The 21,058-nt window shown below is 35.5% G+C and carries 19 protein-coding genes; 18 read left to right on the forward strand and 1 reads right to left on the reverse strand.

The genetic code is table 11. From position 1 onward, the window contains the following. The first annotated feature begins 3 nt into the window (after window positions 1-3). The 15 genes from HM984_RS00525 to HM984_RS00595 all read left to right on the forward strand — a co-directional run bounded on the left by HM984_RS00525 (window position 4) and on the right by HM984_RS00595 (window position 13,080). Entirely contained in the window at window positions 4-597 is a 594-nt protein-coding gene (locus HM984_RS00525; protein WP_179347690.1) for a TetR/AcrR family transcriptional regulator, read from the forward strand. A gap of 91 nt (window positions 598-688) precedes the next feature. Then, on the forward strand, window positions 689-1,693 hold the full coding sequence (locus HM984_RS00530) for an LLM class flavin-dependent oxidoreductase (RefSeq protein WP_179347691.1): 1,005 nt from the start codon (window positions 689-691) through the stop codon (window positions 1,691-1,693). Window positions 1,694-1,999: 306 nt separating this feature from the next. Then, window positions 2,000-3,328, forward strand: a complete 1,329-nt coding sequence (locus HM984_RS00535; protein ID WP_179347692.1) for a TolC family protein — start codon at window positions 2,000-2,002, stop codon at window positions 3,326-3,328. Window positions 3,329-3,339: 11 nt separating this feature from the next. After that, a complete protein-coding gene (locus HM984_RS00540) occupies window positions 3,340-4,533 on the forward strand; it encodes an efflux RND transporter periplasmic adaptor subunit (protein ID WP_179347693.1) in 1,194 nt (397 codons plus the stop codon). A 16-nt stretch (window positions 4,534-4,549) separates the two neighbouring features. After that, complete coding sequence (locus tag HM984_RS00545) at window positions 4,550-5,293, forward strand: ABC transporter ATP-binding protein (RefSeq protein WP_092467530.1); 744 nt, start codon at window positions 4,550-4,552, stop codon at window positions 5,291-5,293. Window positions 5,294-5,383: 90 nt separating this feature from the next. Next, complete coding sequence (locus tag HM984_RS00550; protein ID WP_179347694.1) at window positions 5,384-6,604, forward strand: ABC transporter permease; 1,221 nt, start codon at window positions 5,384-5,386, stop codon at window positions 6,602-6,604. A gap of 7 nt (window positions 6,605-6,611) precedes the next feature. After that, window positions 6,612-7,649, forward strand: a complete 1,038-nt coding sequence (locus HM984_RS00555; RefSeq protein WP_179347695.1) for a sensor histidine kinase — start codon at window positions 6,612-6,614, stop codon at window positions 7,647-7,649. 2 nt (window positions 7,650-7,651) lie between these two features. After that, window positions 7,652-8,380, forward strand: coding sequence for a LytR/AlgR family response regulator transcription factor (locus HM984_RS00560; RefSeq protein WP_179347696.1), 729 nt, complete (start codon window positions 7,652-7,654; stop codon window positions 8,378-8,380). A gap of 133 nt (window positions 8,381-8,513) precedes the next feature. After that, window positions 8,514-8,813: an EF-hand domain-containing protein gene (locus HM984_RS00565; protein ID WP_115808860.1), complete on the forward strand. Its 300-nt coding sequence runs from the start codon at window positions 8,514-8,516 to the stop codon at window positions 8,811-8,813. Window positions 8,814-9,067: 254 nt separating this feature from the next. Next, the gene (locus HM984_RS00570) at window positions 9,068-9,673 is read left to right on the forward strand and encodes a DUF6515 family protein (RefSeq protein ID WP_179347697.1); all 606 of its coding nucleotides are present in this window, start codon (window positions 9,068-9,070) and stop codon (window positions 9,671-9,673) included. 189 nt (window positions 9,674-9,862) lie between these two features. Further along, window positions 9,863-10,456 carry a Crp/Fnr family transcriptional regulator gene (locus HM984_RS00575; RefSeq protein WP_115808858.1) on the forward strand — a complete coding sequence of 198 codons (594 nt, stop codon included), beginning with the start codon at window positions 9,863-9,865 and terminating at the stop codon, window positions 10,454-10,456. Between the two features lie 78 nt (window positions 10,457-10,534). Next, window positions 10,535-10,885: a hypothetical protein gene (locus HM984_RS00580; RefSeq protein WP_179347698.1), complete on the forward strand. Its 351-nt coding sequence runs from the start codon at window positions 10,535-10,537 to the stop codon at window positions 10,883-10,885. Window positions 10,886-10,897: 12 nt separating this feature from the next. Continuing rightward, window positions 10,898-11,770 carry a pirin family protein gene (locus HM984_RS00585; RefSeq protein ID WP_179347699.1) on the forward strand — a complete coding sequence of 291 codons (873 nt, stop codon included), beginning with the start codon at window positions 10,898-10,900 and terminating at the stop codon, window positions 11,768-11,770. A 110-nt stretch (window positions 11,771-11,880) separates the two neighbouring features. After that, window positions 11,881-12,768, forward strand: coding sequence for a pirin family protein (locus tag HM984_RS00590; RefSeq protein WP_179347700.1), 888 nt, complete (start codon window positions 11,881-11,883; stop codon window positions 12,766-12,768). A gap of 138 nt (window positions 12,769-12,906) precedes the next feature. Beyond that, a complete protein-coding gene (locus HM984_RS00595; RefSeq protein ID WP_179347701.1) occupies window positions 12,907-13,080 on the forward strand; it encodes an adenylosuccinate synthetase in 174 nt (57 codons plus the stop codon). Window positions 13,081-13,193: 113 nt separating this feature from the next. Here HM984_RS00595 and HM984_RS00600 read toward each other — a convergent pair whose 3' ends face one another. After that, window positions 13,194-14,060 carry an outer membrane beta-barrel protein gene (locus HM984_RS00600; protein ID WP_179347702.1) on the reverse strand — a complete coding sequence of 289 codons (867 nt, stop codon included), beginning with the start codon at window positions 14,058-14,060 and terminating at the stop codon, window positions 13,194-13,196. Between the two features lie 649 nt (window positions 14,061-14,709). Here HM984_RS00600 and susR point away from each other — a divergent pair. The 3 genes from susR (at window position 14,710) to HM984_RS00615 (ending at window position 21,057) form a co-directional block, all read left to right on the forward strand. Continuing rightward, window positions 14,710-16,347, forward strand: coding sequence for a SusR family glycan utilization regulator (gene susR / locus HM984_RS00605; protein ID WP_503328561.1), 1,638 nt, complete (start codon window positions 14,710-14,712; stop codon window positions 16,345-16,347). Window positions 16,348-16,639: 292 nt separating this feature from the next. Then, window positions 16,640-19,549, forward strand: coding sequence for a SusC/RagA family TonB-linked outer membrane protein (locus HM984_RS00610; RefSeq protein ID WP_257018427.1), 2,910 nt, complete (start codon window positions 16,640-16,642; stop codon window positions 19,547-19,549). Window positions 19,550-19,581: 32 nt separating this feature from the next. Next, window positions 19,582-21,057, forward strand: coding sequence for a RagB/SusD family nutrient uptake outer membrane protein (locus HM984_RS00615; protein WP_179347705.1), 1,476 nt, complete (start codon window positions 19,582-19,584; stop codon window positions 21,055-21,057). The last annotated feature ends 1 nt before the right edge of the window (window position 21,058 follow it).

A 21,058-nucleotide genomic window follows, 5' to 3' on the forward strand; every position in this document is an offset into this window, starting at 1 on the left:
AATATGATTACTAAAGCAGAATTGTTAGAACGCTCTATTGCAAAGTTTACTCAATTTGGGAGTAAGCATGTCACTTTAGACCAATTAGCAAATGAACTTGGTATTTCTAAAAAGACTATTTATACCTTTTTTGACAATAAAGAAGACTTAATCACTTCTGGTGTTGAGAGTTTATTTAATGCATATAGAGAAAATATAAATGAGATTATTGCGAATCATGGTAATGATCCTGTTTTGAGTGTTATATTAATTTACAAAAGAGGGTTTGAGTATTTAAGATACTTTAAACCCTCTTTTCTTTTTGGTTTAGAAAAGTACTACCCTAAAGCGAATCGTTTATTTGACGCTTTTGTTGAAGAATTAGCAAATACCATAGTCTATGACTTACTGAAGCAGGCGCAAGATAAAGGCAACATCAAAAAAGAGGTGCATATAGAATTAGTCGTTAAAATTTATTTTTTCAGAATCGACAACCTCGTATTTAAAGACAATAATTTATTTGAAACCTATCAAAAAAAAGATTTATTTAAACATATGGTCATTTATAACTTAAAAGGAATAATAAGTGACCATTATTCTAATTCGTATTTTGATTAAATCTTATCAATTAGTTTAAATTTACGCAAAAAAGATTTAAATAAAACAGAAGTATATCATTAACACTAAACCCTAATAATTGTGTTTACTTATGACAAAGAAATCCATAGCATATTCCATATTAGACCTTGCATTAGTTTCCGAAGGTTTAACACTAAAACAAACCTTTAACAACACCCTAAAATTAGCGCAACATGCTGAAAATTCAGGATTCACGCGCTATTGGTTAGCAGAGCATCATAATGCAGCTAATATTGGAAGTAGTGCAACGTCGGTATTAATTGGTTATGTTGCAGAAGGTACAAATACGCTACGTGTTGGTTCTGGTGGTATTATGTTACCCAACCATTCTCCTTTAATTATAGCAGAACAATTTGGCACTTTAGGTGCCTTATACCCTAATCGTATTGACTTAGGCTTAGGTAGAGCTCCAGGTACAGATCCTGAAACAGCAAAAGCCATACGATCAGATTTTATGCAAGCGGCTCAGTCATTTCCAGAGGAAGTAGAAAAAATACAAACTTATTTTTCTATAGAAAATGAAGACGCAAAAGTACGTGCAACAGTCGCTGAAGGCGTCGATGTGCCAATTTTTATTCTCGGTTCTAGTACAGATAGTGCGCATTTGGCAGCAAAAAAAGGCTTGCCTTATGCTTTTGCGAGTCATTTTGCGACCACGCATTTATGGGATGCCATTAATATTTATCGAGAAAAGTTTCAACCTTCCGAAACTTTAGAACAACCTTATATAATAGCTGGCGTTAATATTATTGTCGCTGATACCGATGAAGAAGCCGAACGCTTAGCAACCTCATTAATTAGAATGATAGTTGGCATATTTACAGGCAGACGCGCTAATGTGCAACCACCAACAGCTATGACAGAAGATTTACGAGATATTATGAGAAATCCTCAGGTGCATCAAATGTTGAAATATTCGTTTATTGGAAGTAAAGCTACAGTTAAAGCTCAGGTTAAAGAGTTCTTAGAGCAATCTAAAGTTGATGAGCTTATTGCTGCCACTCATATTTTTGATATAAATGATAAGATAAGATCTTCAGAATTGTTCGCTGAAATAATGCAAGAATTGAATTAAGTTTTTGCGCACCTATAGCTGATACTTACGCGTTATAAAAACGATTTAAAATAGTCGATTATTTTGAATATAAAGTAACCGATTTTTAATAAAACGAAACCTGCTCTTTAGCAGGTTTTTTTTATTGTCACAACACAACAGTTAAGTGCCATCAATTTATCCACGATCAACTAATACTAAACTCCAAAAAAATCTCATCGATAAAATACCACAATTCATATAGTGAATTAGCGCAAACGTCTATCGCTTTATATTAAGATTGGATATCGTTTCATATTTGTAGTGTAAAATTAAATACACGTAAAAATGAAACATCTTTTTATCATCATAACACTGCTAGTAACTCAGCTTATCTTTTCGCAAGAGACTAATTCTGAAACCTCAAAACTTTGGACTTTAGAAGCGTGTCTTCAATATGCCTTAGAAAACAATATTACTATAAAGGATGCGGCTTTAAATTACGAGCAAGCGGCTGTAGATTACAGCAAAGCGAAATCATCTAGACTTCCAAACCTATACGGTACAGCATCTGAAACATTTTCTAACGGAAACTCTATTGACCCGATTACAAGCGATTATGTTACGGATCAAATCTATAGTACAAATGCGAGTCTTAATAGTTCTATGACCTTGTTTCAGGGCAACCAGATTAATAACCAAATTGCTCAAAATGAATTATTATTAAATCAAAGTGTGTTTCTAGAAGAAGAAACAAAGAACAACATTATTCTAAGCATCTTAGAAAATTATTTACAAATTCTATATGCTAAAGAAGCTGTTACTATCGCCGAAAACAATGTTGCAGCATCAGAAAAGGAAGTTGAGCGTGCCAAAGCAAGATTAGATGCTGGCACTATTGCGTTAAGCGATTACACCGAAGCACAGAGTCAAACGGCAACAAACAAATATGCTGTCATCACGGCTAAAAACAACTATCAACAATACATTATAGCCTTAAAACAATTATTAGAGTTAGACCCAACTCAAGATATAGAGATTGAAACTTTAAATACCGATACAGATTACATTATGCTAGAGCTAGATAAAGTGGCAATATATACTAAAGCACTTGGTATTCTGCCTGAAGTTAGCGCGAGTAAAATTGGAGTAGAGGTAAGCGAAAAAGGTTTAGACATTGCTAAAGGAGCGTATTTACCAACCTTATCTCTAGTGAGTAGTTTGGGATCTGGATTTACAAGTGTTAATGATAATAACTTCTCAGATCAGTTTAATGTCAACTTTAATCAACGTGTCGGACTGTCTTTAAACATTCCCATCTTTAACAGAAACCAAACAAAAGCAGCGGTACAATCGGCACAAATTAATATTGAAAAAGCACAGATCAATCAACAACTGACCGAAAAGACGGTGTATAAAAAAGTGGAGACCGCGTATCAAAATGCAGTGTCAGCACAAGAGCAACTGGTCGCAGCAGAAGCATCGCAAACAGCAGCTGAACAATCTTATAATCTAGCGCAGAAAAAATATGAATTAGGAGGCTTAAGCACTACCGATTTAGTAATTAGTCAAAACACCTATACTAATGCACAACAAAATTATTTACAAGCGAAATACTTAAGCATTTTATACCATCAATTATTACAATTTTATCAAGGAAACTCTATTAAACTTTAATTCAAACAATCATGAAAAAAAATAAGAAAACCATCATAATAACCAGCATAGCAGTCATAGTAATTGCTTTTGCGAGCTACGCTTTTCTAAAAGGAGACGACGGCATGGTTATCGAAGCTAAAACAATAGTAGCAAAACAAGCTAACGTCACAACTATGGTCACTGCAACCGGAACCATGGAGCCTATCACACAAGTAGAAGTGGGAACACAAGTATCTGGTGTTGTAGAAAAAATACATGTAGATTATAACAGTGTGGTTACGGAAGGTCAATTGATTGCTGAATTGGATAAAACCAACTTAAATGCAGCTAAAACGCAAGCACAAGCAGTGTATGATAATGCCGTAAGCCAAAGAAGTTACACACAAACTATTTATGACAGACAAAAAACATTATATGATAATCAAGTGATAAGTAAATCAGATTTTGATGATGCGGCATTCAACTACCAAACAGCAAAAGGAACGGTGACACAGCGTTATTCAGACTTACAACAAGCCAAAACTAATTTAGGTTATGCCAATATTTATTCGCCTATAGATGGTGTTGTATTATCTAGAGCTATTGACGAAGGACAAACCGTAGCAGCAAGTTTGAGCACGCCAACCTTATTTACCATTGCACAAGACTTAAAAGAAATGCAAGTGGAAGCGGATGTGGATGAAGCTGATATCGGACAAGTTACAGAAGGTCAACGTGTAGAATTTACTGTAGATGCTTACATAGGTGAAACCTTTGAAGGTGAAGTGACACAAGTACGATTAGACCCAACAGTTACTTCAAATGTAGTGACGTACACCGTTGTAATTAAGGCAGATAACCCTGACTTAAAACTAAAACCAGGATTAACAGCGACGATCTCTATTTATACTTTAGAATTGAATGATGTATTAACAGCAGAAGCCAAAGCCATCAACTTTAAACCGGAAAGAGAAACGCTAAGCGCGTATAACCTACAACATCAGTTAGAGGGCAATACGAGCGAACGGTCTAGAGAAGAAACTGCCCTTTGGGTATTGGGAGCTGACGGTTCTATAACACAAAAAACAGTAACTCTTGGAGCTAGTGACGGAGTTAACGTACAAATTTTAAGCGGTATTTCTAAAGGAGATCAACTCGTTTATAGTTTAAAAGAAGTTGACAAATCAGAAGTGAGTACGGCAGCTAAAAGCACAAGCCCATTTATGCCACAACGTAAAAGGTAATAGAAAACAAAGAATCATGAGCAAAGCAATCATAAAAATAGAAGATTTAAAACGAGAGTTTACCATGGGAACCGAAACGGTACATGCGTTGAAAGGTATTTCGTTTGATATTAAAGAAGGAGAATTTGTGACCATTATGGGATCGAGTGGTTCGGGTAAAAGTACCATGCTGAATATTTTAGGATGCTTGGATCAACCGACTTCAGGAACCTATGAAATTGATGGTGTACGTGTAAAAGACCTCAGCAGAAATGAATTAGCAACCATCAGAAACGAAAAAATTGGATTCATTTTTCAATCCTATAATTTGTTAGCAAGAACATCGGCTATTGAAAATGTAGAATTACCATTATTATACAACAGCAAGGTATCTACAGAAGAACGCAGAAAGCGCGCTATTGAAGCTTTAGAAAAGGTAGGATTAGGTGAACGTTTGCATCATACACCGTCACAGCTTTCTGGTGGACAACAGCAGCGTGTAGCCATTGCGAGATCTTTAGTGAATAACCCCGTAATGATATTAGCCGATGAAGCTACGGGAAATTTAGACACACGAACCTCATACGAGATCATGTCCTTATTTCAAGAGTTAAACAAGCAAGGGATTACCATCACGTTTGTAACACACGAACCTGATATTGCCACCTTTAGCAGCAGAACCATTGTATTAAAAGATGGACAAGTCATGCAAGATTATAACAATCATAATGTACAATCTGCAGCAAACGAATTAGCCAAATTACCTAAACAAGATGATTAATTATAAAATGCCATATCAAAATTCTAATATGAATTTATATGTAATTGTGGCATTCCATTTTGACCTTAAAAAAACTATAAATATAAACAGATGAGACTATTAAATTTATTTAAAATCGCAACAAAAGCCATCATTCTTAACAAAACAAGAACGTTGTTGACGATGCTTGGAATTATTATAGGTGTAGCATCTGTTATCGCTATGTTAGCCATTGGAGAAGGATCAAAGGAAAGTATTCGTACGTCCATTTCTGCAATGGGTTCTAATATGATAACTATAAAAGCGGGAGCTGATACCAGAGGTGGTGTAAGACAAGAAGCTAGCGTCATGGAATCGCTAACATTAAGTGATTATGAAGCGATTAAAGCACAATCAACTTTATTAAGTTATAGTTCGCCAGTGGTAGAAGGTAGAGGTCAGGTTATAAACGGTTCTAGTAACTGGCCATCATCAATTTATGGTGTTAATCCTGAATATTTAAACATTAAAGTCGTCGGTTTACAGAGCGGAAGCATGTTTACAGATGCAGAAGTTAAAACCGCGTCAAAAGTAGCTGTAATTGGGCAAACCGTTGTAGACAATGTGTTTCCTGACGGTCAAGATCCGGTCGGACAAATGATTCGTTTTAATAATATCCCGTTTAAAGTGATTGGTGTTTTAGAAGAAAAAGGGGAGAATACTTTTGGTCAGGATCAGGATGATGTGGTTATTGCGCCTTATACAACGGTACAAAAACGTATTTTGGCTATCGATCATTTAAATCAAATTATGGCTTCTGCGATCAGTGAAGAAGAAGCGCCAGAAGCCGTTTTAGAAGTTTCTAATATTTTGCGTGTGCAACATAAATTAACGGATAGTAATAACGATGATTTTACGGTGCGTTCTATGGAGGAATTAATTTCAACATTTAGTTCTACCAGCGAAATGTTAACCATTTTATTGGTCGCCGTTGCAAGTATTTCATTATTAATTGGAGGTATTGGTATCATGAACATCATGTATGTTTCTGTAAAAGAACGTACTAAAGAGATTGGTTTACGTATGGCAGTAGGAGGTAAGGGATCCGATATTTTAATGCAGTTTTTGATCGAAGCCATCCTAATTAGTATCACAGGTGGTGTATTAGGTGTATTATTAGGACTCGGAGCCACCGTGTTCATCGAAAAATTCTTAAATTGGCCTACAAGCGTGGCATTGTATTCCATTGTGATTTCGTTTGCAGTTTGTGCTGTAACGGGTATCTTTTTTGGATGGTATCCTGCACGAAAAGCATCGGCTTTAGACCCAATCACAGCTTTACGTTACGAATAATAAGATTATGTACAAGAATAAAACAATTACAGCCCTTTTGCACCTGCTAGTTTGGTTAACACTATTTAGTTTACCTTACCTGCTGTCTTATGGCCAAGAACAAGAGTTAGATAGAGTTAAAGCGCACTTCTGGATCCCTTTAGTATTTTCTGTGATTATATTCTACTTCAATTACTTTGTCCTAGTAGATCGCTTTTTGTTCCTTAAAAAAATGCTGCATTTTATAGTTATAAATGCAGCAATGATTGCCTTTTTCTTGTTTTTAAAAGAATATATTGAAGATAATTTCTTTCAACAAATTCTAAAAAAACGCTTTGAGAACTCAAACAGAGTTGCGCCACCATTTAAAATAGCCGTCTACATACAAGTCTTATCTTATATGGCACCACTGTTATTTTCAATTGCTTTAAAAACAACAAAACGTTGGAATAAAACCGAAGCGGAACGTAAAGAAGCAATGCATGTAAAGTTAAAGTCCGAGTTACAGCATTTGCATTACCAATTACAACCGCATTTCTTTTTTAACTCCTTAAACAATATTTATTCTTTAGTCGATATTTCGCCAGACCAAGCCAAATCATCTATACACAGTTTAAGTAAACTAATGCGTTATATGTTGTATGAAACTAATGTAGAGTCCATTCCTCTTACTAAGGAAATAGACTTTCTTAAAAAGTATATCGATCTAATGAAGTTGCGTGTTTCAGACAAAACATCTGTGAGTTATAGCTTTCCTTTTAAAGAGACGGGCATTCAAATAGCTCCATTGTTATTTATTTCATTGATCGAAAACGCCTTTAAACATGGTGTCTCAGCAACGAAAACAAGTAATATTGACATTAACATGACCAGTGATGATAACACCGTTTTATTTTCAGTGGAAAACAATAATTTCCCGAAGAAAACTGACGATAAAAGTGGCTCTGGTATCGGACTTCAAAATTTAGAAAAACGATTAGAACTGTTATACCCAGATAAATTCAGCTTTAAAACAATTGTAAAAGACGACCGTTTTTTAGTCACTTTAAAAATTGAAATCAACTAAATATGAGCAACTTTAAAATCACCTGTAGTATTGTAGACGATGAGCCTATGGCGCTCAATTTAGTAGAAAGTTATGTTGAAAAAACTCCGTTCCTAGATCTAAAAAACAAATTTAGTAGTGCTATTGAAGCGATGGAGGTGCTTAAAAACAATCCAGTAGATTTACTCTTTTTAGACATACAAATGCCAGATCTTACAGGTATTGAATTTTCTAAAATGCTACCTAAAGAAACCCGTGTTATCTTCACCACAGCCTTCGATCATTACGCTCTGGAAGGTTTTAAAGTAGAAGCGATAGATTATTTACTAAAACCATTTGATTATGCTGAGTTTTTAGCCGCAGCCAATAAGGCTAATACCTGGTTTGAATTGGTAAAAGGGAAACGAGAAAGCATCCTATCTAAAGAAAAAGAATTCCTCTTTGTTAAATCCGAATACAAACAACTACGCGTCAAATTAGCAGATGTCTTATATTTTGAAGGCTTAAAAGATTATATCAAAATATGGTTAAAAGATAACCCAAAGCCTATCTTAACGTTGATGAGTTTAAAATCGCTAGAAGAAGAACTCCCTGAGTCTCAATTCATGCGTGTACACCGATCATTTATTGTATCCTTACATAATATAGATGTTATTGAACGTAGTCAAATTATCATTAACCAACAGCGGATTACAGTGTCTGAACAATACAAATCAAAGTTTTTAGAGTTCATTAACAACAACTCCTTATAAAACAAACCACATTTCTGTTTCGTCTATAAAATATTCGTATTCAACGATGAATACATAGGGTATGTATATTGTTTTTCTAAATACCATTCTGTAAAATTACATTTGCGTCTTCAATTAATTAAATCCTTCAAACATGAAAAAAGTAGTACTATCATTAACTCTAGCCGCTACACTATTTAGCTGTAATAGTGTAAAAGACGTTAACACATCAACGCTATCTCAGGCAGCAACGTTATTAAGCTCATTAAGTTCTAATTCAACGGTGCAGCAAATTACAAGTCTGTTTAGTTTATTAGATACTAATAACGATGAAGCAATAAGCTCAACAGAGGCAATTGGTTCAGTTGCTGAGAATTTTAATGTATTAGATACTGATAGCAATTCCAGTTTAAATCTAACGGAATTAACAGGTTTATTAAGTTTATTAAAATAAATACCCTAGTTTATTTAATAGCTGAAAAGGGTGTGCTTGTATTAAGTATACCTTTTTTTATGACCAATAATTAAGGCTTAAGTATAAACCTTAAGATGGCTATATCGATATAATTTTCTTGTTCGTAGATACAATTGTAGCAACCGTCTATTTGCTTTTTATTTCAGAAATAATACAAATACCTTTAAACTATCAATTACAAATAAAGTCTTATTTAAAGATTGAAAAAGTTGAACATATTAAAAACTAAAATTATGAAAGCACTTATCAAAACAATAGTATTACCAGCATTGGTGCTGATAGGAATGTCAACACAGGTTTCAGCGCAAACAAAACGTAGTAATTCTAAAACAGTAACTACGACCACAACAAAGCGAACTAGCGCCATTGCAAAAAAGACAACAAACAATAGAGTTTCGAGTTCAAATGTCACTTATAAAAAGCCGACAAAAAAAGTGGTATCCGTAAGAACGGTACCAAATAAAACAGTAGTTAAACATAATGGTCAAAATTACTATTATGGAAATAATAAGTATTATACCCAATCTAGAGGACGTTACATTGCTATAGCACCAAAAGTAGGGTTTAGAATAAAAACATTACCTGTAAACTATACACGTATTAGTTACAACACGCGTAACTATTACAACTCCCAAGGTATCTTTTATGTTCAAATAAATAATGAATATGAAGTGGTAGATCCAGAAGTAGGGACAGTCGTTTACGAACTTCCAGAAGATTATGAAAAAGTAACCATAGACGGACAAACGTATTACGAATACGCAAATATACTCTACGAAAAAGTACAGGTAGATGGCACAAGAGCTTATGAAGTGGTAGGCATTATTGATATGGAATAGAACAAAGAATGAATTAGATTAGATTAGATTAGATTGTTGATTGGAAGAAAAGGAGGATAGTTATTGCAACTAAGCCTCCTTTTCTAATTTTAGAATAAATCGTCTTAATATAGGACTGTAACAACCATCAAAAACCATCGTATTAATTCCGAAATGATTAAATTTGAGTTTCACCACTGAAGTAGCATTATGGGTTTAGCTAATTTTAAAAAGCATCTTATTGAAAAAGGCGGATTATCTGAAGACGAATTTGCGCGAATAGAACCTTTTATTCAAATCAGAAAGGTATCTAAGAACGATTATCTTTTGCAGCAAGGTGATATCTGTTCACATTCCTTTTTTGTAGAAGAAGGAGTCTTGCGTCTGTATGACTTAAGTGAAGATGGCAAAGAAAATATCTTACAATTTGCAACCGAAAAATGGATTGTAACCGACCGTGGAAGTGTTTATTTCCAACAACCTTCAACCTACTATATAGACGCTATTGAAGATACTGTAGTGGTAATGCTAGATGATGCTTTTGTAAATGAAGTCGTCAAAGTAAACATCGGGTTCCGAAAACAAAACGAAATACTATTACAAAATCATATTCGCCATTTATACAAGCGTATTAGCTTATTACTAGGAGCATCTGCACGCGTACGTTATTTAGAGTTTGTAAATATGTATCCAGATATTATGCTCAGAGTACCACAATGGATGATTGCATCTTATTTAGGCATCACTCCAGAAAGTTTAAGTCGGGTGAGAAAAGCCCTAGCCGAAGAAAACTTCAAATCTTAGAACACAAACACGCTTACCATAGGTCAATGCATAGCGTTATAGCTTGCTGTAATTTTACAGTAATAAAAACAATGCATTATGAGACATTTAGAAGTATTAGTGGTGACCCCACAGACTACAACACCAAAAATTTTAAACTGGAAAGTTTCTAACGTCAGTAATGTTGAAATAGCCATAGAAAAACTACAACAACGACCGTATAAGGTTGTGGCTATTAACAAGACAATTACGGCTATAGATAAAACCAAATTTAAGCAAATTGCAACCATTCTCAATACGGATGCAATAGTGGTAGAGTACACTGATGATAACACATTAGCAGATACTGTGAAACGAGCATACTGGTCAACACACACGCCACAGAGAGAACGCAATTATTTAGATAATGCATTCGAAATTAAACTAGCAAACAGTATCAATTTAAATTAAAACACAAATCAGATGAAAACGAGACACATAGAAAAAGTAACCCAACCTGGCACACCACATTTTGTAGGTGATGGATTTAGAGTTCATAATTTCATTCCTGGGACATCCACAATGCAACGCATGGATCCATTTATTATGCTAGATTATAATTCAAAATATAATTTTCCGGCAACAGACCAACCAAAAGGTGTCGGAGTTCATCCCCATAGAGGATTCGAAACCGTAACCTTAGCGTACAAAGGTCGTGTAGAACATAATGACAGTTCTGGTGGAGGTGGAGTCATAGACGAAGGAGATGTACAATGGATGACAGCAGCTTCTGGTGTATTGCACAAAGAATTTCACGAAACAGAATGGAGCAAAAAAGGAGGTGAGTTTCAAATGGTGCAACTGTGGATAAACCTTCCTGCTAAGGATAAAATGAGTCCACCAAAATACCAAGCCATTTCTAATACACAAATAACAAAAGTAGCCTTACCAGATAATGCTGGTGAACTTGAAGTTATTGCAGGCGCCTACAACGGACATAAAGGAGCAGCATCTACATTTTCTCCAATAGAAATGTATAACCTGAGGTTAAAGAAGGGAGCAAAAACGCAATTCACCTTTCCAGAAAACTACACCACAGCTTTAGTAATGGTAGAGGGAGATGCTAAAGTGAATGGAGATACCGAGGCACCACAAGATCATTTTGTAATGTTTAGCAACGATGGAGATACCTTTACTGTAGAAGCCTTAACCGATACCGTAATTTTAGTACTAAGTGGTGAACCTATTAAAGAGCCTATTGCGGCACACGGCCCTTTTGTAATGAATACCCAAGAGGAACTTATTGAAGCTTTTCAAGATTTTAATACAGGTAAATTTGGATATTTAGAAGACTAATTCTAAAAAACAGCTCATATCTTTTGAGTTGTTTTTTTTATCTTTAAAATAATCATAAAAAGAAATACCTTGTAGCTCAATGCTATAATGATGACTAAAACGAATAACAGATGTCAAACACCAAATTAATTATAGAAGAACGTGCGGCCAATATTGGTAATTTCATGGTAGGTCGTTTATTACCATTTAAACAAAAGCGCATGGTTGGCCCATTTATCTTTATAGATCACATGGGACCAGTGAGTATGAACGAGGACGAAAATATGGATATCGCCATGCACCCACATATTGGTTTATCTACACTAACATTTTTATTTGATGGAGCCATAATGCATCGCGATAGTTTAGGCACAGCAGTAGAAATTAAAGCAGGAGCCGTAAATTGGATGACAGCAGGAAAAGGAGTGGTGCATACCGAACGTACCCCAGAGCGCTTAAGAACGTCTAATAAAACGCTACATGGTTTACAAATTTGGGTGGCTTTACCCAAAGCACACGAACAATGCGAACCATCGTTTACCCACGTCGCGGCAGATGACATTCCGAGTTGGCAACATAACGGAGTTCATTTTAAACTCATTGCAGGCAAAGCCTTCGGAAAGCAATCCGCAGTACCCGTTTATAGTCCACTTTACTTTATTGAAATAAAAGCGAGCGACACTAAAACGGTGTCTATTGGCGACTTTTTATTTGGAGAAAGTGCCTTATATATTTTAGAAGGAAGCATTACTAGCGATGGACATACTTATGGTCCTAAACAATTGTTAGTGGCTAAAGACAGTACACTTTGTGCATTTGAAATTGAAGCAAATTCCACTGTTTATATTTTTGGAGGAGAAGCATTTCCTGAAGAGCGATTTATTGAATGGAATTTTGTAGCCTCAGACAAAGCCTTACTTCAGAAAGCTAAAGACGATTGGAAAACAGGTAAATTTCCAGAGGTTCCTAACGAAACAGTTCGTATTCCATTACCACCACCCATACGGTTTGGCAGTTAAAGCATAAACTCACCATTGTTTATTTTGAAGAATAAACTTGGTGTCTAGGCATGCAATTTTAACGAAGTTTTAAAATTACAATTCATAGAACTCATTTAAAATTCAGTATCTTAAACATCAACCTTATAATCAATAGACATGCAAACCATATCTCAATTATTAAACATACAAATTCCAAAGGGCACACCAAACCCTGGTGAAAACACAGGCTTAGATTTATCTAGACCTTTCGATATTATTGTATTTATCATTTTACCAATTCTTATTGTCATACTCTTCCTAATATGGAGACAGAGGAGGCGAAGAAAATAATACCACAACACATTACTGTTATCTTATACAGCATTGACGTTTCAAACACGCACAAAAAAAACTCCTATCACTACGATAGGAGTCTTTTAAAGTTATATGTTGACAAATTTAAATTACCGCGTAGTAGCTGCGGCTTTCTTAAATTTATAAATCACTCCAAAATTAATTCCGAAGGACGAATAGGGCACTTTTACGGCTAATTGTTTTGATGTATCTGTATTACCTGCAGGTAACTCATCTACATAAGTCGTGGTTCTGTTAGTACCTTGTGGTAAATTATTTAAAGTATAAAGGCCTTCTACGGCAACCGTTCCATCTGGTAACACAACGTTAGTATTAAATTCAGTAATCTCAGAATCTTTTCGTTTTAAACTAATTCCATAATATTCCGCTTCTGCAAAAACACTAAAATTAGTATCTATAGGATATTCATAACCTAGTGCCGCAACAAAACCTAAAGGAAACTGGCCATGAAAATCTTCAACGTAGTTGGTCTCAGAATACGACCCCAATGGCACACCAATAGCATCAGCTTCAGCCTGCGTAAAATCGGCTTGCTGTTGCACAACGGCTTCTGTTTTACCACCTAATTTTACAAGGGCTCCAATACGGCCATAGACGTTAGGATTAAATTTATAAACAATAGAAGCTGCAGCACCAAAAGCGCGCGCTCTAGCAATAGCATCGACCTCAGTAAAAGGTAAGGTCACTTTAGATACCGTTTGGTCAGAGCCATGTAGATATCCCAAACTTAAATCCACACCAAAGCTGTCATTAAAAAAATAAGTCCCGCGTAATTGCGCATTTAAACCTTCTCCATAACTGCCATAAGAATTTTCTATGCCGTTAACCGTTAGAGTTTCACCTAATTTCATTCCGGCGCTACCGATGGCATAGCCACCACTGGCAGAAACTTGAAATTGGGCATAAGAGGTTGTGCTTAATAATAGGGCTGCAAGTATTACAATAGTTTGTTTCATAATTGAAGTTTTTTTTAGAAGTGATTGAAGATTTGGACTTCAAATGATGGTGACCACAAAGATACTTTTTTAAAAAAAATTAGTTAGTTAAGGTTTCCTTAATTATTCCATAAAATAGATAGCAGCGCTGTGTTACTAAAAGGAATGAACACAACTATTTTTGTTGCATATTAACTTAGTAAATAGGGGATTAGAACCTGCTAAAATAGAAACTAAACTAAGAGCCACTAAAACCGATGATTATCTATGGCTATTAAAAACAGATTTTTCTAATGGACTCTCAGATGGTTTTGGCAGATTTATTGGGTTTAGAGAATATGACGTATCGTTTTGTCTTGATTGTTTGAGTTGGAGCGATTAGAGAAAAGTGAAGGAATCAAAGGTGTTTAAACCTTGGTATTTAAATATCAATCGTCAGTCCGAGTGTCCCGCCTTTTTTGTCTGGGTGTATCGAGAACCTTATGAAATATGATAATTGGATAACTTTTAGTTAAGGAGATATAATAAAAAATAACACTGCTTTTTATTTTTAGAATTGATTTAATAAATTCATGAACAACCAAAATCCACCAAAATTTCTCGTTAGGTACTTTTTTTATCCTAATTTTAGAGGCACAATTAACCCTACTATAAAAAATAATCTTCCAAAATGCATACCTTAAAGTTCATTTTTGGCTTCATAGCAGTCTTGCTTTTGCAACATAGCCTGTGGTCTCAAAATTTAGATTCGCTGACTAAAGTACTCGAAACGAAGATGAGCAATCATAATGTCTATGAGCTTCAAAAAGAAGAACGCATCAAAAATTACCTTGCCCAGAGACATAACACTAAACATCTTAAACAGCAATACGACATAACAAACACCATTTTTCAAGAGTATCAATTTTACAGCTTTAACGACGCCCTACAACATATTGAAAAAAACATAGAGTTAGCAGAAACACTAAATGATGATCTATTAGTCAATGAAGCCATCTTAAAAATGGGATTACTATTAGTAAATACTGGTCGATTTAAAGAATCTATTGACGCTCTAAGCGAAATAGACAGAAACGCCCTCCCAGAATCCTTAATTAATGATTACTTTATTGCCTACGAAGAAGGCTACTCTGGGTTGGCATACAATACCGCTGTGAAACGAAGCCAATCTAATTATTCCCAATTATACACGTCTTACAAAGATTCATTATATGCCAGAATACAACCAAACACCGAAGAAGCCTTACGAATAAAAGAAAAAGAACATAGAGATAGCCGTAACTTAGATAGCGCTTTTACTGTGAATTCACAGCGCTTAGATATGGTAGAGATGGGATCGAGAGGCTTTTCCCTTGTTACTTTCGAACGCTCTTTGTTGTATCAATTAAATAACCAAATCACAAAGCAAAAAGAATATCTCATGCTTTCTGCTATTTCAGATATTCAGGCTGCTGTAAAGGATAATGCCTCTATGGGAACCTTAGCAAAACTCTTATTTATAGAGGGTGATATCGATAGAGCCCACCAATACATCAATTTTTCATACGATGATGCCGAGTTTTACAATTCGCAATTACGCTTTGTAGATATCGCTAATAACATGCCTTTAATAACGAAGGCCTATGAGCAAAAAAGTACCAAACAGAAAAACAAACTTCAGAAGTCATTAATCTTTATAAGCATCTTAGCGACTTTTTTATTAGTGGCTGTCTACCTTATTTTTAAACAGGTAAAAAAAGTATCTATTGCAAGAAATAATTTAAAAGTAGCAAACGAACAACTGAAAGTATTCAATGAAAAACTAAACACCTCTAACGAAGATTTAAAACGTTTATATTCTGAACTGTCCGAAGTCGACAAAGTAAAAGAACATTACATTGGCAGTTTTTTAAATCTGTATTCCGAATATATAGACAAACTAGATGTATACAGAAAGCTGGTTCGCAAATATGTAAACGCCAATCAAATGACGGCGCTTTTAAAACTGTCAAAGTCAAAACAGTTTATAGACGAAGAACTCGAGATTTTTAACCGCAACTTTGATAGTTCATTTTTACATATTTATCCTAATTTCTTAAACGACATTAATCAACTGCTTAAACCAGAACATCAAATAGACCTCAAAAACCAAAGTGAACTCAATACAGAGTTAAGAATTCTGGCCTTAATAAAATTAGGAATTAACAACAGTTCTAGAATTGCAAAAATCTTGCGATACTCTGTAAATACCATTTATAATTATCGGGCAGCGATTAATAAATCAGCAATTGATAAAGAAAATTTTGAAGAGATGATAAAATCAGTCTAATAAATAGCGCTTTTTAATAAAAACCTAACACCTTTATTGTTGATTTAGCAGTACAATCTAAAATATCCGCCTTAAAAATCCACTTATTCCGCATTCAAAAATATTCACAAACACCTACTAAACAGATGTTTGTAAATAATTACGCGTTTCAAAAATCCACTATTTAGAATTTAGCTATTGGTCGTACAGACATATCGTAGTAATTTGCTATCGCTTATTAATTATGTATATCAACTAATATCTCTACATTCAAATGATCTATAAAAAAATAGTTTTCATCACAGCAATTTTAATGTCTTTCTGGTGTGCTAATAAAAGTATGGCACAATCTAAAGTTACTGGTATCGTAACCGAAAACGGAATCATGCCTTTACCAGGCGTTTCTGTTATTATAAAAGGAACCACAATAGGAGTCAGTACAGACTTTGACGGTAAGTATGCCTTTTCGGAAGGTATTAACGACAACTCCATATTGGTATTTAGTTATCTCGGATTTAAAACCCAAGAGATTCTAGTCAACGGTCAATCAGTAATCGATGTACAATTACAAGAAGATGCAAGTCTTTTAGACGAAGTCGTACTTGTCGGTTACGGATCACAACTAAAAAAAGATATCACAGGATCTGTATCCACTATAGATAGTGAGGCTTTTGAATCACGACCAAATACGCAAGTCGGTTCCTTATTACAAGGGCAAACGGCAGGTGTACAAGTCATATCAGGTTCCGGAAAACCGTCGGGCGGATTTAGTGTACGTATTAGAGGAACCAATTCAATTAATGCCAGTAGCGAACCATTATATGTGGTTGATGGTGTTCCAACAACAGATACCAGAGCTATTAATCCAAGCGATATCGATACCATAACAGTCCTTAAAGATGCCTCGTCTGCTGCAATTTATGGTGCACAAGGTGCTAATGGTGTTGTTTTAATCACCACTAAAAGAGGAACCACAGCAAAACCAAAAGTAAGCTTAGACGTCTATACTGGTGTCTCTCAAGTTTGGAATACCCTACCCGTTTTAAATGGAGAACAGTATAGAGATTTAATGACCGAAATGGGCCTAACAACCGATTGGGACAGCTATACAGAACGTACCGATTGGCAAGATGAAATTTTCCAAAATGGATTCTCACAAAATTACCAAGCCTCAGTGTCTGGTAAAACAGAAGGGACTAACTATTTTGTATCTGCAGGGCATTTGTCACAAGAAGGTGCTGTAAGAAGTTCAGAAATAGCCCGAAGTAATTTTAAAATCAATTTTGATCAAGACATCAATGATTGGTTAAAAATCGGAACGAGAATAGCTTATACCTCATACAAAGATGTAGATGTCAATGATAATAATAGCGTCAATCAAGGTGGTGTGCTTTTAGGTGCATTAACCACACCATCCATAATTGGAGTATACAATGATAATGGCATGTTTACAAGTAACCCGTTTCAAAACTGGGAAAACCCATTAGCAAGTACAGATGGCTTAGATAGAGAGTATAATAACGAACGCTTTTTAGGAAACATCTATTTAGAAGCCAAGTTTCTAGAAAATTTCAAATACAGATTCAATTATGGTATCGACAACAGCAATGGGATTTTTGATTCTTTCTTAGATCCATTTAGAACAGGATTTGGTGTCGCTATTGGTGGACAAGGCATTAGTAACACAGATAAGAAATCCTACTATATTGTAGAAAACACCTTGAGCTTTAATAAAAGATTTAATAAACACACTGTAGAAGCTTTAGTAGGTTCTGTGGCGCAAAAATTCAGTTATGAAAACAGTTCGATACAAACAAGAAATTTTGCTAGTGCATCGGTAACAACACCAAATGGTGGGTCGGAACTATTTGATGCCTCAGCATGGAAATCAGAAAGAGCCAATGCCTCTTTTTTAAGTAGAGTGAATTATAGTTTTGATGATAAATACTTACTAACTGCCAACTTTAGAGCTGATGGTTCTAGTGTATTCGGTCCAAATCAAAGATGGGGCTATTTTCCATCCTTCTCTGTGGGCTGGAGAGTGTCTAACGAAAATTTCATGAAAGAAGATAGCTTTATAAATGATTTTAAAATTAGAGCAGGCTGGGGAATTGTTGGTAACGACAATATTAATGCTTACAGTTATTTAGGACGTGTAGGATCTGGTGCTAATTATCCTTTTGGTGGCGCTGCGCAACCTGGTACATACCCAGCATCGATTGAAAATCTTGAATTAAAATGGGAAGAATCTGAACAAACTAATATTGGTTTCGACCTTACCATGTTCGATAACAGAGTGAATCTTACGGCGGATGCTTACATCAAAAAGACCAACGATTTACTGCTAAATGCTCCTTTACCAACCGCAACAGGTTTCGATAATGCCATTAGAAATATTGGTGAAATTCAAAATAAAGGAATTGAATTCGCTTTAAATACAGTGAACATCCAAACTGAAAGTTTATCATGGAAAACAGGTTTTAATATCTCATTCAACCGCAACGAAGTAATTAGTTTGGTGGGTCAAGAACTCTTGCAAGGTGGTATAACAGGTGGTAGAGGTGAAGCCAGCTTAGTTAGAGAAGGGGAGCCTCTAGGGTCCTTATATGGCTATATTTTTGGAGGTGTAGACCCTACAACAGGAGATGCCTACTACGTAGATAAAGACGGGAATTCAACCTTTACACCAAGTGCTGATGACCGTACGATTATCGGAGATGCTAATCCAGATTTCTTCTATGGAATTACTAGTAATTTAAATTATAAAGGCTTTGGACTATTTGTATTCCTTCAAGGGTCTCAGGGTAATGATATGTTAAACGTAACACGTATTGACACGGAAGGAATGATAGATCCTAAAAATCAATCTATAGCAGTATTAAATCGCTGGAGACAACCGGGAGATATAACAGATATACCTAGAGCAAGTTTCGGAAATAGTGACAACTCTAGAGTTTCAACACGCTTTATCGAAGACGCATCCTATTTAAGATTCAAAACAATAACCTTAAGCTATGATTTACCTCAAACTATAATTGATAAGCTAGGAATAACAGCATTAAAGATTTATGGCACTGGCGAAAATATGTTTACCATAACGGACTATTCAGGCTTTGATCCTGAAGTGAATGCCTTCGGTGGAAGTAACACGGTTCAGGGTATCGATTTCGGAACCTATCCACAAACAAGGAATGTAATTTTCGGAATCAACGCAACTTTTTAAGGGATCATAAAATAATTAAATAAACATAAACCATGAAAATATTTAAAACAGCAATAATAGGATTACTTCTATCTGCAACTATGGGTTGTGAGGATTATTTAGACCTGCAACCAATTTCAGAGGAAACGAGTAGTAATGCTTATGACACTGCAAGTCAAATAGAAGCGGCATTGGTGGGTGCTTACGAGTCCTTTCAATCGTCAGAGTATTATGTTTGGGATAATGTATTATTACAAGATGTACGTTCAGACAACTGTTATGCAGGTGGTGATAACCCAGAAATATTCCAATACGATTATATCGATATTGCTCCGACACATTCAAGATTATTTACGCATTGGTCTAACCTCTACAACGCCATTTCAAAAGCCAACTTAGTAATAGAACGTGTTGATGGGATCAATGACCCTTTACTTACAGAAGAACGCAGAAACCAAATTAAAGGGGAAGCCATCTTTTTAAGATCATACCACTATTTTACTTTAGTTAAACTTTGGGGAGGTGTACCATTAATTACCAACACCATAACATCTACAGAAGCTGCAAGCGTAAATATCCCAAGAGCATCTATAGAAGCCGTTTATGCGCAAATCACAACAGATTTAGAGTTAGCCGCAACGTTATTACCAGACGTTTATGGTAATGATGCAAGTGTTAACAAAGCAAGAGCAACTGCTGGTGCAGCGCATGCATTGGCAGCAAAAGCCTATGCACAACAACCATCTCCAGATTATGACGCCGTATTAGGACATATCGAAGCTGTTGAAAGTAGTAGTGCCAATTATACCCTGATTCCTTACGACCAACTATTTAATGGTAATAATTATAACAATGCAGAGTCGATAATTGAGGTGCAGTACCTAGGAGGTAACGAAGGGAACTATGGACCACAACTACTGTTACCACCGTCTGTAAGTGGTGACTCGTGGAGGAAATTTGTAACTCCATCTGTCGACTTGATTAATACGTTTGATGCTGAAGGAGATACCGTAAGAAAAAATGCTAGTGTTTTATTCGAGTCGGTGCAATGGGTCGATGAGTTTTGGGAAAACACCCAAGGGGCAACAATTCCTTTTAGTTACAAATGGAAAAATGCAAGTGGTTTCGCTAGTGCCGACAATACGTACCTCATAAGATATGGTGATATCGTATTACTTAAAGCCGAAGCCCTAAATGAGACCAACCAACTACAGGCTGCTATAAATGAAGTCAACAAAATAAGAACTAGAGTACAATTGCCAGACCTCACCAATGCGCAAAGCAGTTCGCAACAAGTATTACGTCAATCCATATTAAAAGAACGTCGCTTAGAGTTATTTCAAGAAGGACAACGTTGGGACGATTTGGCTAGAAATAATGCTTTAGTCGCAACAATGAACGCGCTCGTAGAAGTCGATTTAAGAACGGGGAACACCGTAGATTATAATATGACGGAGGCTAAAAAGTTACTGCCAATACCACAACAAGAATTGGATAGAAACCCAGCATTAGTTCAAAACCCACTATAAC

This window comes from Winogradskyella pacifica (genome assembly GCF_013403915.1).
Classification (GTDB): Bacteria; Bacteroidota; Bacteroidia; order Flavobacteriales; family Flavobacteriaceae; genus Winogradskyella; species Winogradskyella pacifica.

Bases quoted from the DNA above. Each gene is read 5' to 3' on its own strand.
- HM984_RS00525 (WP_179347690.1), top strand. From the start codon at position 4: ATGATTACTAAAGCAGAATTGTTAGAACGCTCTATTGCAAAGTTTACT.
- HM984_RS00530 (WP_179347691.1), top strand. From the start codon at position 689: ATGACAAAGAAATCCATAGCATATTCCATATTAGACCTTGCATTAGTT.
- HM984_RS00535 (WP_179347692.1), top strand. From the start codon at position 2,000: ATGAAACATCTTTTTATCATCATAACACTGCTAGTAACTCAGCTTATC.
- HM984_RS00540 (WP_179347693.1), top strand. From the start codon at position 3,340: ATGAAAAAAAATAAGAAAACCATCATAATAACCAGCATAGCAGTCATA.
- HM984_RS00545 (WP_092467530.1), top strand. From the start codon at position 4,550: ATGAGCAAAGCAATCATAAAAATAGAAGATTTAAAACGAGAGTTTACC.
- HM984_RS00550 (WP_179347694.1), top strand. From the start codon at position 5,384: ATGAGACTATTAAATTTATTTAAAATCGCAACAAAAGCCATCATTCTT.
- HM984_RS00555 (WP_179347695.1), top strand. From the start codon at position 6,612: ATGTACAAGAATAAAACAATTACAGCCCTTTTGCACCTGCTAGTTTGG.
- HM984_RS00560 (WP_179347696.1), top strand. From the start codon at position 7,652: ATGAGCAACTTTAAAATCACCTGTAGTATTGTAGACGATGAGCCTATG.
- HM984_RS00565 (WP_115808860.1), top strand. From the start codon at position 8,514: ATGAAAAAAGTAGTACTATCATTAACTCTAGCCGCTACACTATTTAGC.
- HM984_RS00570 (WP_179347697.1), top strand. From the start codon at position 9,068: ATGAAAGCACTTATCAAAACAATAGTATTACCAGCATTGGTGCTGATA.
- HM984_RS00575 (WP_115808858.1), top strand. From the start codon at position 9,863: ATGGGTTTAGCTAATTTTAAAAAGCATCTTATTGAAAAAGGCGGATTA.
- HM984_RS00580 (WP_179347698.1), top strand. From the start codon at position 10,535: ATGAGACATTTAGAAGTATTAGTGGTGACCCCACAGACTACAACACCA.
- HM984_RS00585 (WP_179347699.1), top strand. From the start codon at position 10,898: ATGAAAACGAGACACATAGAAAAAGTAACCCAACCTGGCACACCACAT.
- HM984_RS00590 (WP_179347700.1), top strand. From the start codon at position 11,881: ATGTCAAACACCAAATTAATTATAGAAGAACGTGCGGCCAATATTGGT.
- HM984_RS00595 (WP_179347701.1), top strand. From the start codon at position 12,907: ATGCAAACCATATCTCAATTATTAAACATACAAATTCCAAAGGGCACA.
- HM984_RS00600 (WP_179347702.1), bottom strand. From the start codon at position 14,060: ATGAAACAAACTATTGTAATACTTGCAGCCCTATTATTAAGCACAACC.
- susR (WP_503328561.1), top strand. From the start codon at position 14,710: ATGCATACCTTAAAGTTCATTTTTGGCTTCATAGCAGTCTTGCTTTTG.
- HM984_RS00610 (WP_257018427.1), top strand. From the start codon at position 16,640: ATGTCTTTCTGGTGTGCTAATAAAAGTATGGCACAATCTAAAGTTACT.
- HM984_RS00615 (WP_179347705.1), top strand. From the start codon at position 19,582: ATGAAAATATTTAAAACAGCAATAATAGGATTACTTCTATCTGCAACT.